We start from the raw sequence: 15,052 nt of genomic DNA, 5'->3' as shown, positions 1-15,052 counted from the left end.
GGTAGCCTTTTTTCATTAAATATAAAAAATGAAGAAAAAAATAGCCCTATATCTGTTCATTGTCTTTGCAGTAGCCTGCGAGCACAATCAAAAAGAAAATACATCTCAAAGACAAGAATCAAAAAGTGTGTATATCAAAAAATACACCTATCCTGAACTCTCAGAGAAAGCTGCAGAGAATATTCGTGATTGGTATGAATTGAAAACCATTTACCAAATTCTGTTGAGCATTTCTCCTGAACGTCAAGCAGTCTCTATATTACAAAATATTAATCCTGATTCCCTCTATGTATATAAAAGGCTCTACCCTAACGCCAGGGAGAATATACAGATTAACGGAAGCATACAACAGGATTGGCGTGCATCAGAGAGCCCTTCTGATACTATTTATAAGTTTGTCAAGCGCAAAGCTGATGAAAATGCTTCTTTTGCTTGGCAAGAAATGTTGCTCAAAGATATTCCTTATACTTTTTCTATACGGGTTACCCCTTCCTCTGGTATCAAGACAATAAAAATGGAAATCATTCGCCAGAAAGACAAGAAAGCTATTCGAGAGCAGTTCCTCCATTTGGATAGTCTTTCTCTCAATACATTAGAGCCTTACACCAAACTTACATCTCTTGCTGAAGGTTGGCTTAAAGTGGATATGCAAGTAGAAACTCCTTTGTATGGAGAATATACTTTTACTATTATATATGACGAAAAAGAAGTAGCTGAGGACTACATTTCTTTTTACCGAACAGAGCTTCTTTTGCCTGAAAAATACCAAGAAGAAATAGAAAAATCAGCTGAAAAACTCTTAAGTAAAGAGAAAAACATCAAAAGTTCCTATAACAGTATCTATTTTTGGCTTTTTCAGTTAGAAGATGAAATCCGACAGCTATGGGCGAAAGGAAATTTTCCTGAAAAATTTAATCGTGATGAGATAAAATCCCGTCTCAAACTCTTTGAAACTTATGTAAGAAGCCTCTCAAGTGAAGTAAAGGAAAATCCTAACCTAAACAAGGAAGAAGTACAACAAGGAATCTTAAACATTCGTAATGCATTTTCTTCGGTAATTCGTTATATCAATTTTCTTAATGAAGAGAGTCTTGATGATAAGCTTGGAACACTCCTAAACAGTAGTGATACCCTCACTATCAATCCTCACAAAACACCTCCTTCGAAAGAATGATACATACCAAAGCCATTGTCCTCTCTCATTTAAAGTTCCAGGAGACCAGCCTTATTGTACGCTGTTATACACTGGAAGGAGTACGCTCATACCTACTCAAGGGAGTATTAGTACCTAAAAAAAAAGCTATTACCCCTGCATATTTTGAGCCTCTAAGCCAGTTGGAACTTATCACTACAGAGCGTAATGATGGGACTTTAGAATATATCAAGGAAGTAAAGATAAACTATCCTTATAAGAAGCTACATCAGAGTGTCATACGCAGCTCTGTACTATTCTTTTTAGCAGAAATAGGGAGCAGTGTACTGAAGGAAGAACATCCCAACCTCCCTCTTTTTTCCTTCTGGGAAGAAAGTTTACAGTGGTATGATCAAGCTGAAAGTTTTACCAATTTTCATCTAAAATTTCTTGTAGACCTCACTCTTTACTTAGGAGTATTACCCAATACTTCTGCTATGGAATTGCCTTATTTTGACCTGGAAGCAGGGGTATTTGTTTCTGTGCACAATGGGCATTTTCTTATGAATGAGAAGGAAAGCCTCCTCTTAAAATTCTTCCTCACCCACTCCATGGAGGAGATTAGCCAACTGAAAATGAGCCGAGAGGAGCGTAATGACCTCTTAGAACAACTGCTGAACTACTATCGCTGGCACCTACCCGCCTTTAAGATTCCCCACTCATGGGAAGTCCTTAAAAGCGTGCTATAGACTTGCTTTCTAAGGAAATTTATTGTACTTTTGTGGCGTGGTTAATTTGACCCAATGATTCTATGAACGCAAACCTGAATCCTGAGAAAAATAACCTTTCTCCTCAAGAGTTGGATATAGAGCGTGCACTACGTCCACTTTCCTTTAACGACTTTACGGGGCAGGAAGCTATTTTGGAAAATCTTAAAATATTCGTCAAGGCGGCGAATCTTCGTGGAGAAGCTCTTGACCATACTCTTTTTCATGGACCTCCTGGACTGGGGAAGACTACCCTTGCCAACATTTTAGCCAATGAACTGGGAGTAGGCATCAAAATTACCTCAGGCCCTGTCTTAGACAAACCTGGTGACTTAGCAGGGCTTCTAACCAACTTAGAGCCGCGTGATGTACTTTTTATTGACGAGATTCACCGCCTTAGCCCCATCGTAGAGGAATACCTCTATTCGGCTATGGAGGATTATAAGATAGACATCATGATAGAATCAGGCCCCAATGCCCGTACCGTACAGATTAACCTTAATCCTTTTACTCTCATTGGCGCCACTACCCGTTCGGGTTTGCTTACTGCTCCTATGCGTGCACGTTTTGGCATTCAGAGCAGATTACAATACTACACTACCGAACTCTTGGCTGATATTATCCAACGTAGTGCTCACATACTTGGTGTACCTATCTCTATGGAGGCTGCTATAGAACTGGCGGGACGTAGTCGAGGTACTCCACGTATCGCCAATGCACTGCTAAGGCGTGTACGTGACTTTGCCCAGATCAAGGGTAATGGCAAGATAGATATAGAAATTACTCGCTTTGCGCTGAAAGCCCTCAATGTAGATGCCCATGGTTTAGACGAGATGGACAACAAGATCCTCCTTACTATCATTGACAAGTTCAAAGGCGGTCCTGTGGGAATCACCACCCTTGCCACTGCTGTTTCTGAGAATGCCGAAACCCTTGAAGAAGTCTATGAACCTTTTTTGATCCAACAAGGGTTTATCATCCGCACCCCTCGCGGACGTGAGGTTACCGACCTTGCTTATAAGCACTTAGGAAAAGTACGCTTCCATGATGGGCAACCGACATTGTTTTAAGTGAATAATGAAAAGTGAAAAGTAAAAAAATATGCAATCCAATATAAAAGTAGTTACTGAGAATTTCCGCACCATTGGTCATGCTGCTATTCAAATTAGCGGGATCACAGTGGTTGCAGGGGAAAATAGCTCGGGGAAAAGTACTTTTAGAAAAGGATATTTACCATAATAAGAATACTGTTAATAAATAATAAATACTCATTCATCATTGTTCATTAATCATTATTTTGTACTTTTGCCCTCATAAATTTAATAAAATGACCGAACAAGAAATTATCCGTCGAGAGAAGCTCACCAAGCTCAGAGAATTAGGCATCAATCCCTATCCTGCGGAGTTATTCCCTGTGGACTTCCTCGCTAAAGACATAGAAACACAATATCAGGAAGGAAAAGAAGTTACCGTCGCCGGTCGTATTATGTCCTTTCGTATACAAGGAAAGGCATCTTTTGCTACTTTACAAGATAGTTCTGGACGCGTACAGCTCTATTTCAAACGGGACGAATTATGTCCAGGAGAAGACAAAACTCTTTACAACGAGGTGTTCAAAAAGCTTCTCGACTTAGGCGATTTTATCGGAGTGAAAGGTACCCTCTTTACCACTCAAATGGGGGAAAAATCCATAGACGTAAAGCATTTCAAGGTATTATGCAAAACTTTACGTCCCCTACCGCTCCCCAAAGTAGATGCCCAAGGAAAGGTACACGATGAGTTCAATGATGTAGAACAACGTTACCGTATGCGCTACGTGGATTTGGTCGTGAATCCACAGGTAAAAGAGGTGTTCCTCAAGCGTAACCGCCTATTCAATGCGATGCGTGAGTATTTCAACAATCATGGGTATATAGAAGTAGAAACCCCTATCCTTCAGGCGATTCCTGGGGGCGCTTCCGCTCGTCCATTTATTACTCATCACAACGCTTTGGATATTCCGCTCTATATGCGTATTGCCAACGAACTCTACCTTAAGCGCCTAATTGTAGGCGGTTTTGATGGGGTATATGAGTTTGCCAAAAACTTCCGCAACGAGGGAATGGACAGAACCCACAATCCTGAATTTACAGGAATGGAAATATATGTGGCTTACAAGGACTACAACTGGATGATGGAATTCACCGAAAACCTCTTGGAGTACTGTGCTAAGGCGGTGAATGGCACTACCAAAGCAACCTTTGGCAAGCACGAAGTGGATTTCAAAGCACCTTATCCGCGTGTTACGATGACCGAAGCCATCAAACGCTTTACAGGCTTTGACATTACAGGAAAGAGCGAAAACGAACTTAGAGCCTTTGCCCAATCCATGGGTATAGAAGTAGATGACACCATGGGCAAGGGTAAGCTCATTGATGAGATATTCGGAGAAAAGTGCGAAGGCAACTTTATCCAGCCTACTTTTATCACCGACTACCCTAAAGAGATGTCGCCACTTACCAAGGAACACCGCAACGACAAGAACCTTACTGAACGCTTTGAACTGATGGTATGTGGTAAGGAAATCGCCAATGCCTATTCTGAGCTAAACGACCCTATCGATCAGCGCGAACGCTTTGAAGCACAAATGATACTCTCCGAACGTGGTGATGACGAAGCAATGTTCATAGACCAAGACTTCCTCCGCGCCTTAGAGTATGGTATGCCGCCTACTTCTGGATTGGGTATCGGTATGGATAGGCTTATTATGTTTCTAACCAACAATGAGACTATACAAGAAGTACTTTTCTTCCCACAAATGCGCCCCGAACGCAAGGAAGTAGAACTCTCCGATGACGAAAAACAGATCTTCGAAATCCTTAAAAAGGAAGGAAAATCTCTCTTGGAGAATCTGAAAACTCAAACGGGTTTTTCTAATAAAAAATGGGATAAGGCAATCAAAGGACTTACTGCTAAGAAAGTAGCAGCTGTCAGCAAAGAAGATGATATCCTCTGGGTTACACCGCTCTAAGAGAAAAACGAAAAATGGATAGTAAAATGACAACTAAGTTCACTCTTTTTGATTCATTTTTCAGAGAGCCCCACTACCCTTAAATTGGGCATTATAAACCTTCGATAACAATACAAATTTTTTAACACATAACAAAGCTCCAAGTTTTAAGTTTGGGGCTTTATATATTACAATAGTTGTAAATTAGCCATCATACATTTATATTCCAAATAATAAAGATATAATGACCAGGAATAAGATTACTCTTAGAAAAATAAATTTTTAACAATACCATGTATTGCATAATACTCTATTTTGTTATACTTTTGTGATAGAAAACTAACTACCATTTTCATTAACCAAAAATATAAAGATGAAAAATATTATCCTATCACTACTCTTAATCATTAGTGCCACCACTGCTGCACAGACTACTTTTAGAGGCACATTGGTCAACCCCGATCAGAAGCCCATCAGTGATGCGAATATTATTCTGATGTCGCTCCCTGATTCTACCTTAGTAAAGGGAGCTATCAGCAATAAATATGGTTTTTTTGAACTACCCAATCCCGCTAACAGCAAAAAGGTGCTTATTAAAATCACACATTTGGAATATCAAGGGGAAGTATTTCCTCCTACAAGTAGTAATTTGGGTACAATTGTTCTAATTCCTACTTCTAATGAATTAGATGCTGTGGTTGTTACTGCTTGCCGCCGTCCTATTTTGGAACAGAAAGGCACTCGCATTAGTACCAATGTAGCACAATCTACCTTGCAGAAATTGCCCACTACCGATATGCTATTGAACTTCCTACCTGGGGTTAGTACTTCCTATACAGGTGGTGGTTTCGAAGTTTTTGGCAAGGGGAATCCCATCTTCTATATTAATAATCGCAGGGTGCGTAACCTTGATGAGGTGTATCAGCTATCTCCAAAAGATATTGAGAGTATAGAGATGGAAACCCAACCAGGCGCAGAGTACGATAATACAGTAGGCGCTGTTATCTACATCAAACTTAAAAAGAAACAAGGAGATGGACTTAGTGGGGCAGTTGAAAACACCTCCTATTTTTTCAAAAAAGGCATAATGGATGAAACTTGGCTAAGCCTCAACTATCGTAAAGGGAAAACCGACTGGTTTACAAGCATAAGTAATGATAATCATTTTAACCAAGAAGACTATAATGTAGCTCAGGATTTGCAAGTATTTACCCAAAATAACCAGTGGCGAGTACTCAATGATGAAACCCATCAAAATCAGCACAAAAACATCAAAACAAAGATAGGATTTGCACACGAATTCTCTGAAGAACACTCTCTGGGTATGAGCATAAGAGGGAGTATTATACCTTTCATCGGACATAACTTTAGCACTCAAGAAACGACCACTTATAAGAACCAATTGCTTACTGCTCGGGGGCGCAACGAGTATGACCAATTTGAGCAAGACAAAAAACTCAGTGTCAATGCCTATTACGAAGGCAAACTCACTGATGTGCTAAAAATGCAAACTGATGTGGATTATATCGGTCTGCGTTCTGATAATACTTCAGACATTGTTGAGCACAACCTCCTTAATACAACCTCTCGCAACGTACACACGCATTCCGATGTGATTTCCGATTGGTGGGGACTCAAGACCACCTTCTTTCAACAGTTAGGCAAAGGGACTCTTGGCTATGGTGTTGAGGTAAGTAACCTACACCGCACTGAGAATTACCAAGACAATGTACTTTCTGCTTTTAATGTTAAAAATACCGAAACTCGTTCGGATGCTTTTCTTAGCTTTTCCTATCCTATCAAAAAGGTAAATCTAAAACTTGGCACACGCTATGAGTATGCTGATTTTGATTATTATGAAAACGAGCAGAAAAGCGAAGCGAAAAGTAAGACCTATCGAGATTGGTTGCCTAATGTATCGGTAGCTTTCCCTTGGGAGAAAACTCAAATAACTTTCAGCTATGCTCGCAAAATTAAGCGCCCTGCCTTCCATGATCTCAGTGACTACAATAGCTATGTTTCTTCTTTCCTGTACAATCGCGGAAACCCTTATATTACACCTCAACTCACTGATGAGTGGAATACGCTGGCCACTTATGGCCCTGTATCAGCTTCCGTTACTTATTCCCATATTCACAAGGGAATTTATGCCGATTACCAACTCTCTTCTATCAACTCCGATGCAGTAGAAGAAATCCTTCGTAATTATGACGATTTTAGCCTACTGAAATGTGCACTTAATGCTCAAAAACAAATAGGAAAGTGGATGCCTAAACTTACCCTTACCTATGAAAAGCCTTTTGCTGATAAGGTGTTTTACAAAAGTGAAGGCCTTTTTTCAGTAGAATGGATGAACCAAATCACCCCTTCAGAAAATTGGCTTTTTTTAGTTATGCTTCTCTATAAGAGCAAAGGATCTATGCAAGAAGCCTACTACATATACAAGCCTGTAAGTGGTGTATTTGTAGGAGTAGCACGTGCATTCTTCCACCAATCACTTTCTGTATATGCTGTAGCCTCCGACTTTTATAATGGGCTGAACCGACATGCCCGTATACAAAACTCATACATCAGTAACAGTACCGCCTATAGCTACAGTAATTTTAGTTTCAAGATAGGGATAAGCTATAACTTCAACACTACCCGAAGCAAATACAAAGGAAAAGAAACGAATGAGGAGGAAAACAACCGGATGTAATTTAAGAAAAACTAATTTCCACTACAAACCCCTCGTGTCCGCGTACATTGAAGACGGCGTTATCCTCAAAGAGGAGGTATTGCCCTTTGATTCCCATAAGCCTGCCCTGATATTGTAGGGTCTTGGGCATTGTAAGGCTGGTTACTTTGGTAGGATACCTAAGGACTGGATAGGTAATATCATATACAGGTATTCCTTCACTGAAATAGGGAAGTACCTCCTGAGGTAAGAAAGACTTGAGCCCTTGCTTCACTGAGGGTAAGTCTACCCTCTGAAGTTGGTTGGTAAGCATCTTACGCCAATTGGTCTTATCGGAGATATGCATCTTGAGTGCTACCTCCCCTATCCCTGCCAAATAACGGTTGGGTACCTCCAACATTACCAAGGCCTCATGAGCGCCTTGGTCTATCCAGCGGGTAGGCATCTGTGTTTTGCGGGTAACGCCTACTTTTACCTCGCTGGAATTGGCTAAATAAAGTAGGTGTGGTTGTAGTTGTATCTGCTGTTCGTAAGCCAAATCCCTATCCTCTATACCCAGATGAGCCTTGCTTAGCTCTGGGCGGATGATCCATTCCCCTACCTCAGGAACTTCAAAGAAACACTTCTTACAGAGTCCCTGCCTATAGATCTCTTTGTGTTGTCCACAATGCAAGCACTGGTAACCCACAAAGCACAAAGAGATGGAATGCCCTAATAGGTCGTTCATGGGTAGCTCTTCCTCCTCTAAGGGAAGGTAATACTGTACAGGGGCTTGTGCCTCAGTTCGCATTTTTCTTAAAACCGTTTGGTAGGTTTTCATATTTTTTGTACTTTTACGTCCTGTTTTTATCAAAGACAAAAATAATAAAAATAAATCAACTTCATATACCTTTTTAAAGAAAAATATGGCTTTAACGATTATTCATTCCATAGCTTCTTGGTTTTTACGCAAGCGTATAGACCAAATAGAAGAATTTATCAAACACCCTCACGAAGTACAGGAGAATGTCTGTGCCAAGCTCTTAGAAGCGGCACAAGCCACCGAAATGGGCAAGAAATACGACTTTATTTCCATTCGAAACTATGAGGATTTTGCCTCCCGTATCCCTATCACTATCTATGAAGACATAGAACCCATGATAGAGCGTGCCCGCCGTGGGGAGCAGAACCTTTTCTGGTGTACCCCTATCAAATGGTTCGCCAAGAGCAGTGGTACGACCAATGCCAAAAGCAAGTTTATCCCCGTAAGCGAGGAAGCCCTCCAAAATTGCCACTACAAGGCAGGTAAGGATATGCTCTGTTTGTACCTGAACAATAATCCCGACTCCAACCTCTTTACGGGTAAGAGCCTACGCTTGGGAGGCAGTAAGGAACTGTATGAGGAAAACGGCACTATCTTTGGCGACTTATCAGCCATACTCATAGATAACCTCCCTTTCTGGGCGGAATTCAGCTGTACTCCCTCCACCAAGGTGTCGCTGATGAGCGAGTGGGAAGCCAAGATGAAAGCTATTATAGCGGAATCCTCACGGGAGAATGTAACCAGCTTGGTAGGCGTCCCCTCATGGATGATGGTACTCCTAAGACAAGCTCTTGCTTATACAGGTAAGGAAAACATATTGGAGATATGGAAAAACTTAGAGGTATATTTCCACGGAGGAGTAAGCTTTGTCCCCTACCGAGAGCAATATAAGCAGCTTATTCCCTCCGATAGTTTCCGCTATTATGAGACCTACAACGCCTCCGAGGGCTTTTTTGCCATACAGGACAGAAACAACAGCAACGAAATGCTGCTGATGTTAGACTATGGTATATTCTATGAGTTTATCCCTATGGATAGCTTTGGCACCCCCGCCCAGAAGGCCATTCCGCTATGGGAAGTAGAGGTAGGTAAGAACTACGCTATGGTGATTACTACCAATGCAGGGCTTTGGCGTTATCAGATAGGCGATACAGTACGCTTTACCTCCACCTCGCCCTATCGTATCAAGATCACAGGACGCACCAAGCACCATATCAACGTATTTGGGGAAGAGCTTATCATAGAGAACACCGAGGAAGCGCTTAAGAGAGCCTGTCATAAGCACCATTGTAGCGTGATAGAATACACCGTGGCACCTATTTTCATGCAGGGCAACAAGAGCGGTGGGCACGAGTGGATCATTGAGTTCGAAACCGCTCCTAAGGATATAGAAGCCTTTACCCGCACCTTGGACACTGAACTAAAAGCACTCAACTCCGATTACGAAGCCAAGCGCTATAACGATATGACCCTTGCTATGCCCAAGATACACATTGCTCGAAAGAACCTCTTCCACGACTGGCTTAAGGAAAACGGCAAGTTAGGAGGTCAACATAAGATTCCGCGCCTTTCTAACACTCGTGATTACTTTGAGGCAATCTGGAAGCTAAAGGATAATAATGCCAATTAATAGTAGAAAATGATTGTATAGTCTAATTCGTTAAGACGCAGCAAATTGCGCCTCTACGGAAAACTATGCTCATCAGGAATTGTCTTAGCCTGTGTTAGGTAGAACCTTTTTTCAGTATACCTAAAACAAAGGAAAGATAATGAGGGACTTTGAGAGAAAGAGATGTAATAAAAATTACTATGAAGAAAAATATCATCAAAATACTAATTATATTAGGGTTGTTGCTCTTTATTGTATTTGATATTATGTATCTTATAGGGTGTTATGTATCCCTAAAATTCCAAATAGAAGACAATGTTAGCTCCACAATCATAGATGTAATATATAATTTTGTTGATAAAGTTGCCTTTTTTTCCATAATCAATGCTTTAATCATCTCTTTATTGGGGGGATATATTCTTTTCAGAAACAAGAGAAATATAATTGAAGAAAAAAAGAAGTCTATCCCTATTTTTGTTTGTATATACATTATCCTGCAATTATCAGTTATATTTTATAGCTACTATGGATTAAAATCCAATAGCCAACAAGATATGATAGGAACCAATGTTATGGAAAGTATAAACGATATGACCATAGGACTTTTTACATCTCTCTTTTTTAGCTTGGTTATATGCTGTTTGATGCTTCTATTTATCCATAAAAGGCCTATAACTAATGATAAATAATTCCATAAAAGTTTTAGGGAAATATAATATTTCAATAGCCATTGTGCTTTTTGGAGTCTATCTTATGGCAGTTTGGGGGCTTTTAAGGTATGATAATAGCAAGTTTACCTATCCTATTCAAATTATATTGCCTATTACTGTCTTACAATTACTCATAAGTATCGTTTTTTGTATATTATTTTGGAGAAAACAACCCAAAATGCGTAGCTTATGGCTCATTATGTTAATAGGGTTGCTGTTATTCTTAGAATTGCTTTGTATTCCACTAATAGCTATATATGGAATGGCACAAGGAAATTAAGATTTTACTTCTGTACAAATTAAAATAGATTAAAAAATAAAAATTTATGAATAAAGATTTAGAAAAAATATAAATCCAAGAGTTTTTTGGGATTGTTCTTTTGAAGATTTAGATTTAGAGAAAGATAAAATCTTTATCATCGGTAGAATTATGATGAGAGGAACAGATAGGGAAATCCATTTTATAGAAGATAACTTTTCTTTGAAGGAGATAAAAGAAGCTGTGGAAAAATCTACTGAAACCGATGATGTATGTATAAATTATTACCAAAAATTATACAACTATGGAGATAAAAGACAATAAGGCTGTAGGAAAATCTCAAATAGAGTTACTTAAGAAATTAATGTCATTAGAGGAACTTTCCGAATATTGTTTGGTTGGAGGAACTAATCTGGCTCTAAGGTATGAATTATTTCAAATCTCCCATAAAAACAGACAAAAGAAATGATTTTTTATGAAACTCCTTAGTATTCTGTTTTACTTCCTCTGCTTTCCTGCTTTTATGTATAGTCAAAAAGAAGATAAGGTTACAAAAGAGGAAAAAATTAATGATACAGAACTCTCCTCTTTTTTGAAAGAACTTCAGGTGTGCTTATCACAAGGACAAGTTAGAAAGATTGCCTATACTATGGTACATTATCCTCTCAAAGATGAAGGGCCGCTCTATAAAATGTTATATGGAGATATCGTCTATCTATAGAGATGATTTTACGACAGAAGACAAACCCATTGTCAAAGAAGACTTTATAAAGATTTTTCACAATTTTTTCAGAAAAAAGTATATAGCCCTTTTTGAGAAACTAAACATAGAGAAGATTACCAAGGAGAAAGAATTTGAGTGGTGGAATAAGGAAAAAACTACCCTTATTGACTTCTCTTTCCTCTGGGAAGATTCTTTTCAAATAAGTATTAGCTTTATGGAAGAGGACGTTGTAGGAGGATATAGCATCACATATCTTTTTAAGAAAATCAATAGAAATATCCTATTATATTTGGTACGTAGTATATAATTCTCTCCATGAAACAAATATAAGAAACACCTTGCAAAGTTCAAAGAAATATTTTATCTTTGCCTCTAAAGAAAACAAGCAGAAATAGATAATGTAACTTCCTGTTATTTCGTCTATTCCTTAAAAAAGAAAATTGTATGAAAAAATATCAAAACGTAACAGACTTACCCAATAACAACACAGTGTTTTTGGTATGGGTATTTAAAAAGAATTTGGACAAAGCACAACTTTCTGTTACTTTTGCAAAAGCATGTAGTTTGGTAGGAAATCTCAACCACTCAGCTGCAGACCGATTCCCCGAAGCCCGTGCGAGTGTAACTATAGGTATCAGCCATAGCGGATGGCTTACCTTGGGGTTACCTAAACCTCTACCTAAAGAACTTAAAGATTTTCAGCCTATCAAAGGTAGCAAATACACGGCTGTGGCCACCGAAGGTGATCTACATTTTCATATTCGCGCACACAACCCCAGCTTGGCTTATGATATGGCAACGACTATCAGCGATGTGATGCAGCCTGTAGCTGATCGTATAGTCAATGTACAAGGATTTAGGTATTGGGACGGACGTGCTATCATCGGTTTTGTAGATGGAACTGAAAATCCTCAAGGACAAGAACGAGAACAGTTTGCCGTAGTAGGTAATGAAGATCCCCTTTATCAAGGGGGAAGTTATCTATTTGTACAAAAATACGTACATGATATGAATGCTTGGCGTGCCCTTCCTGTTAGCGAACAGGAAAAAGTAATAGGACGCAGCAAAGAGATGGATATAGAAATGGACGATGATACCAAGCCTTCCAATGCCCATTCTGCCCTTGCCAATGTAGGCGACGACCTAAAAGTAGTCAGAGACAATATGCCTTTCCATGACCCTGCGAGTCATCAGATGGGGACTTACTTTATTTGCTATGCGAACACCTTTAGCACTGTAGAGAAAATGCTTACCAACATGTTTGTAGGTAACCCCGTGGGTAATTACGATCGCTTGTTGGATTTCAGTACTGCCCAAACAGGTACCCTCTTCTTTGTCCCTTCATTAGATATGTTGGACGACTTTGCTGGCTAATCATAGAAAAATATCAAAACCACACCAAACACATTGCACATGAACTATTATAACATCAAACATAAGGACGAAATCGTGTCCTTCAAGGAAGCTACCCTAAGGGGATTGGGAAAGGACAAAGGTCTTTTTGTTCCCGAACATATCCCTACCTTACCTGCGGCTTTTTTTGAGGAAATTACTCAGAAAAGTAACATAGAAATCGCTACAGAGGCACTTTACCCCTATGTCAATGACAGTTTCTCTAAGGAAGAGCTCCAAAAGGTTTTGGAAGAAGTCTTTGTCTTTGATACGCCTGTAAAGGAACTCTTAAGTAATACCTCTGTATTGGAACTATTCCATGGTCCTACGATGGCCTTCAAGGATGTAGGAGCTCGATTTATGGCACGTTGCTTAGGCAAGTTCTCCGATAAGGATAATCCGACTACGGTAGTGGTGGCTACCTCTGGTGATACGGGGAGTGCTGTAGCCAATGGCTTTTACAAAGTGGAGAGAGTAAGAGTAGTCATTCTCTTCCCTAAAGGAAAAGTAAGCCCTTTCCAAGAATACCAAATGACCTCCTTAGGTGCCAATATACAAGCGGTAGAGGTAGAGGGTACTTTTGATGACTGCCAAGCCCTTGTCAAGCAAGCCCTTTCGGATGCTTCCCTCAAGGCAGAACGCGTGCTAAGCAGTGCCAACTCTATCAATATAGCCCGCTTTCTCCCCCAGATGCTTTACTACTTCTTTGCCTATAAGCAGGTGAAAAACCTCTTAGGAGGTAAGGATTGGGTAGTGGCCGTCCCCAGTGGGAACTTTGGCAACCTAACCGCTGGCCTATATGCTCACGCTATGGGACTTCCTATAAGTAAGTTTGTAGCAGCCAACAATGCCAATGATACTTTTTACCTCTATCTACAATCAGGGAATTATCATGCAAAACCATCAGTAGCCACTCTTTCCAATGCTATGGATGTAGGAGATCCTAGTAATTTTGTACGTATTCAGGAACTCTTCCATAATAATCTGGATGCTATTCGCAAAATGATTATAGGGGAAACTATCTCCGATAAAGAAACCCTGAATGAGATAGCCTATATTCATAATACCATAGGATACATACTTGACCCTCATTCTGCTGTGGGACACTTAGCTCTGCAAAAAGTATTACTTCCCTCACAATATGGAACGGTACTAAGTACTGCTAGCCCGAAGAAGTTTAATGAGGTAATCAGACAAGTAATTCCTTCCTTTCCTACTCCAAAGGTGGATTTAAGTTCTTGTCATAAGAAGTGCATTGCTAATTCATACGAAGCTTATAAGGAAATACTTCTCAACTAAGTAAGCCATAGTTATTCATTATTACTATATGCCATACAGGCAAAGCTAACTGTGGCTTCTGCTTTTTCTATTAATAAGGAAGCACAACGAGCGAGTGTTGCTCCTGTGGTGATAATATCATCCACCATAAGAATATGCTTTCCTTTAATTGCTGATGAATTCACAAGGACAAATTCCTCAGAGGTTCCTTTCTGTCGTTCCAACCAATGTTTCTTAGCTTGTGCCGAATTATAGGTTTGTTTAAGTAATATTTTCTCTGAATAAGGTACTTGAAGTGCTTGAGCAATTGTCTTACCAAAAAGAGTTACTTGATTGTAACCTCTTTTCCTCTGTTTTTTAGGATGTAAAGGAACAGGTATAACCATCTCTACCCCTTGAAAATAACCAGAAGTGGCAAGTTGATAGGCATACCATTCTCCCAGCCATTTCCCGATATTCTCTTTTCCTTGATATTTCAAGGCATGTATGAGCCGCTGAGTGATACTTCCTTTCTCATAATAGAGTAAGGCAGCTGCTTTATTTACAGGAATTCTACCCCAGAATTTCTCTTTCATAGGATTATCTTCCTGTGTATGAAAGAGCGTTTCCCTTAATTCATGCCTACAAGTAGAACAGAGAAAATCCTCCTGACTACCCATAATTTGAGAACATCCCAAGCAATATTTGGGGAATAATATTGACAAAATATCTTT

Annotated in this window: 16 protein-coding genes; 14 read left to right on the top strand and 2 right to left on the bottom strand. The window is 39.6% G+C overall.

The genetic code is table 11. The features are described from left to right. The first annotated feature begins 28 nt into the window (after positions 1–28). The 5 genes from VJJ03_RS02375 to VJJ03_RS02355 all read left to right on the top strand — a co-directional run bounded on the left by VJJ03_RS02375 (position 29) and on the right by VJJ03_RS02355 (position 7,586). The gene (locus VJJ03_RS02375) at positions 29–1,174 is read left to right on the top strand and encodes a hypothetical protein (protein WP_323973604.1); all 1,146 of its coding nucleotides are present in this window, start codon (positions 29–31) and stop codon (positions 1,172–1,174) included. After that, positions 1,171–1,881 (top strand): DNA repair protein RecO, encoded by a 711-nt coding sequence (gene recO / locus VJJ03_RS02370; protein WP_009746409.1) that lies wholly within the window; start codon positions 1,171–1,173, stop codon positions 1,879–1,881. Before VJJ03_RS02375 ends, recO begins: the two co-directional genes overlap by 4 nt. 62 nt (positions 1,882–1,943) lie before the next feature. Next, positions 1,944–2,969, top strand: coding sequence for a Holliday junction branch migration DNA helicase RuvB (ruvB, locus tag VJJ03_RS02365; protein WP_009746410.1), 1,026 nt, complete (start codon positions 1,944–1,946; stop codon positions 2,967–2,969). Positions 2,970–3,226: 257 nt separating this feature from the next. Then, entirely contained in the window at positions 3,227–4,909 is a 1,683-nt protein-coding gene (gene lysS / locus VJJ03_RS02360; RefSeq protein WP_323973602.1) for a lysine--tRNA ligase, read from the top strand. A gap of 352 nt (positions 4,910–5,261) precedes the next feature. Further along, entirely contained in the window at positions 5,262–7,586 is a 2,325-nt protein-coding gene (locus VJJ03_RS02355; protein ID WP_323973600.1) for a TonB-dependent receptor domain-containing protein, read from the top strand. Position 7,587: 1 nt separating this feature from the next. Here VJJ03_RS02355 and VJJ03_RS02350 read toward each other — a convergent pair whose 3' ends face one another. Next, positions 7,588–8,385 carry a DUF2797 domain-containing protein gene (locus tag VJJ03_RS02350; RefSeq protein ID WP_323973598.1) on the bottom strand — a complete coding sequence of 266 codons (798 nt, stop codon included), beginning with the start codon at positions 8,383–8,385 and terminating at the stop codon, positions 7,588–7,590. A gap of 85 nt (positions 8,386–8,470) precedes the next feature. On the opposite strand from VJJ03_RS02350, the gene VJJ03_RS02345 reads away from it, so the two are divergent. The 9 genes from VJJ03_RS02345 (at position 8,471) to thrC (ending at position 14,360) form a co-directional block, all read left to right on the top strand. Beyond that, positions 8,471–9,997: a GH3 auxin-responsive promoter family protein gene (locus VJJ03_RS02345; protein ID WP_323973596.1), complete on the top strand. Its 1,527-nt coding sequence runs from the start codon at positions 8,471–8,473 to the stop codon at positions 9,995–9,997. A gap of 179 nt (positions 9,998–10,176) precedes the next feature. Beyond that, positions 10,177–10,665, top strand: coding sequence for a hypothetical protein (locus VJJ03_RS02340; protein ID WP_323973594.1), 489 nt, complete (start codon positions 10,177–10,179; stop codon positions 10,663–10,665). After that, positions 10,655–10,966: a hypothetical protein gene (locus VJJ03_RS02335; protein ID WP_323973592.1), complete on the top strand. Its 312-nt coding sequence runs from the start codon at positions 10,655–10,657 to the stop codon at positions 10,964–10,966. Before VJJ03_RS02340 ends, VJJ03_RS02335 begins: the two co-directional genes overlap by 11 nt. Positions 10,967–11,035: 69 nt before the next feature. Continuing rightward, positions 11,036–11,269, top strand: a complete 234-nt coding sequence (locus VJJ03_RS02330) for a DUF6922 domain-containing protein (RefSeq protein WP_416377840.1) — start codon at positions 11,036–11,038, stop codon at positions 11,267–11,269. Beyond that, positions 11,250–11,414 carry a hypothetical protein gene (locus VJJ03_RS02325; RefSeq protein ID WP_323973588.1) on the top strand — a complete coding sequence of 55 codons (165 nt, stop codon included), beginning with the start codon at positions 11,250–11,252 and terminating at the stop codon, positions 11,412–11,414. The genes VJJ03_RS02330 and VJJ03_RS02325 overlap by 20 nt, the downstream gene beginning before the upstream one ends. Positions 11,415–11,420: 6 nt before the next feature. After that, on the top strand, positions 11,421–11,666 hold the full coding sequence (locus tag VJJ03_RS02320; protein ID WP_323973586.1) for a hypothetical protein: 246 nt from the start codon (positions 11,421–11,423) through the stop codon (positions 11,664–11,666). Further along, complete coding sequence (locus tag VJJ03_RS02315) at positions 11,644–11,976, top strand: hypothetical protein (RefSeq protein ID WP_323973584.1); 333 nt, start codon at positions 11,644–11,646, stop codon at positions 11,974–11,976. The genes VJJ03_RS02320 and VJJ03_RS02315 overlap by 23 nt, the downstream gene beginning before the upstream one ends. 137 nt (positions 11,977–12,113) lie before the next feature. Continuing rightward, positions 12,114–13,043 (top strand): Dyp-type peroxidase, encoded by a 930-nt coding sequence (locus tag VJJ03_RS02310; protein WP_323973582.1) that lies wholly within the window; start codon positions 12,114–12,116, stop codon positions 13,041–13,043. A gap of 39 nt (positions 13,044–13,082) precedes the next feature. Then, a complete protein-coding gene (gene thrC / locus VJJ03_RS02305) occupies positions 13,083–14,360 on the top strand; it encodes a threonine synthase (RefSeq protein WP_323973580.1) in 1,278 nt (425 codons plus the stop codon). An 11-nt stretch (positions 14,361–14,371) separates the two neighbouring features. On the opposite strand, the gene VJJ03_RS02300 is transcribed toward thrC, so the two are convergent. Further along, complete coding sequence (locus VJJ03_RS02300) at positions 14,372–15,043, bottom strand: ComF family protein (protein ID WP_323973578.1); 672 nt, start codon at positions 15,041–15,043, stop codon at positions 14,372–14,374. Positions 15,044–15,052 lie beyond the last annotated feature (9 nt).

The sequence above is a fragment of the Capnocytophaga sp. G2 genome (assembly GCF_035282625.1).
Lineage (GTDB): Bacteria > Bacteroidota > Bacteroidia > Flavobacteriales > Flavobacteriaceae > Capnocytophaga.
Note: the sequence above shows the minus strand (reverse complement) of the source record. Positions and strands in the feature narration are given on the sequence as shown.

Coding starts and splice junctions, on each gene's coding strand:
- lysS (WP_323973602.1), top strand. CDS start 3,227: ATGACCGAACAAGAAATTATCCGTCGAGAGAAGCTCACCAAGCTCAGA.
- ruvB (WP_009746410.1), top strand. CDS start 1,944: ATGAACGCAAACCTGAATCCTGAGAAAAATAACCTTTCTCCTCAAGAG.
- VJJ03_RS02350 (WP_323973598.1), bottom strand. CDS start 8,385: ATGAAAACCTACCAAACGGTTTTAAGAAAAATGCGAACTGAGGCACAA.
- VJJ03_RS02335 (WP_323973592.1), top strand. CDS start 10,655: ATGATAAATAATTCCATAAAAGTTTTAGGGAAATATAATATTTCAATA.
- VJJ03_RS02310 (WP_323973582.1), top strand. CDS start 12,114: ATGAAAAAATATCAAAACGTAACAGACTTACCCAATAACAACACAGTG.
- VJJ03_RS02315 (WP_323973584.1), top strand. CDS start 11,644: ATGGAGATATCGTCTATCTATAGAGATGATTTTACGACAGAAGACAAA.
- thrC (WP_323973580.1), top strand. CDS start 13,083: ATGAACTATTATAACATCAAACATAAGGACGAAATCGTGTCCTTCAAG.
- VJJ03_RS02325 (WP_323973588.1), top strand. CDS start 11,250: ATGGAGATAAAAGACAATAAGGCTGTAGGAAAATCTCAAATAGAGTTA.
- VJJ03_RS02355 (WP_323973600.1), top strand. CDS start 5,262: ATGAAAAATATTATCCTATCACTACTCTTAATCATTAGTGCCACCACT.
- VJJ03_RS02320 (WP_323973586.1), top strand. CDS start 11,421: ATGAAACTCCTTAGTATTCTGTTTTACTTCCTCTGCTTTCCTGCTTTT.
- VJJ03_RS02375 (WP_323973604.1), top strand. CDS start 29: ATGAAGAAAAAAATAGCCCTATATCTGTTCATTGTCTTTGCAGTAGCC.
- recO (WP_009746409.1), top strand. CDS start 1,171: ATGATACATACCAAAGCCATTGTCCTCTCTCATTTAAAGTTCCAGGAG.
- VJJ03_RS02345 (WP_323973596.1), top strand. CDS start 8,471: ATGGCTTTAACGATTATTCATTCCATAGCTTCTTGGTTTTTACGCAAG.
- VJJ03_RS02340 (WP_323973594.1), top strand. CDS start 10,177: ATGAAGAAAAATATCATCAAAATACTAATTATATTAGGGTTGTTGCTC.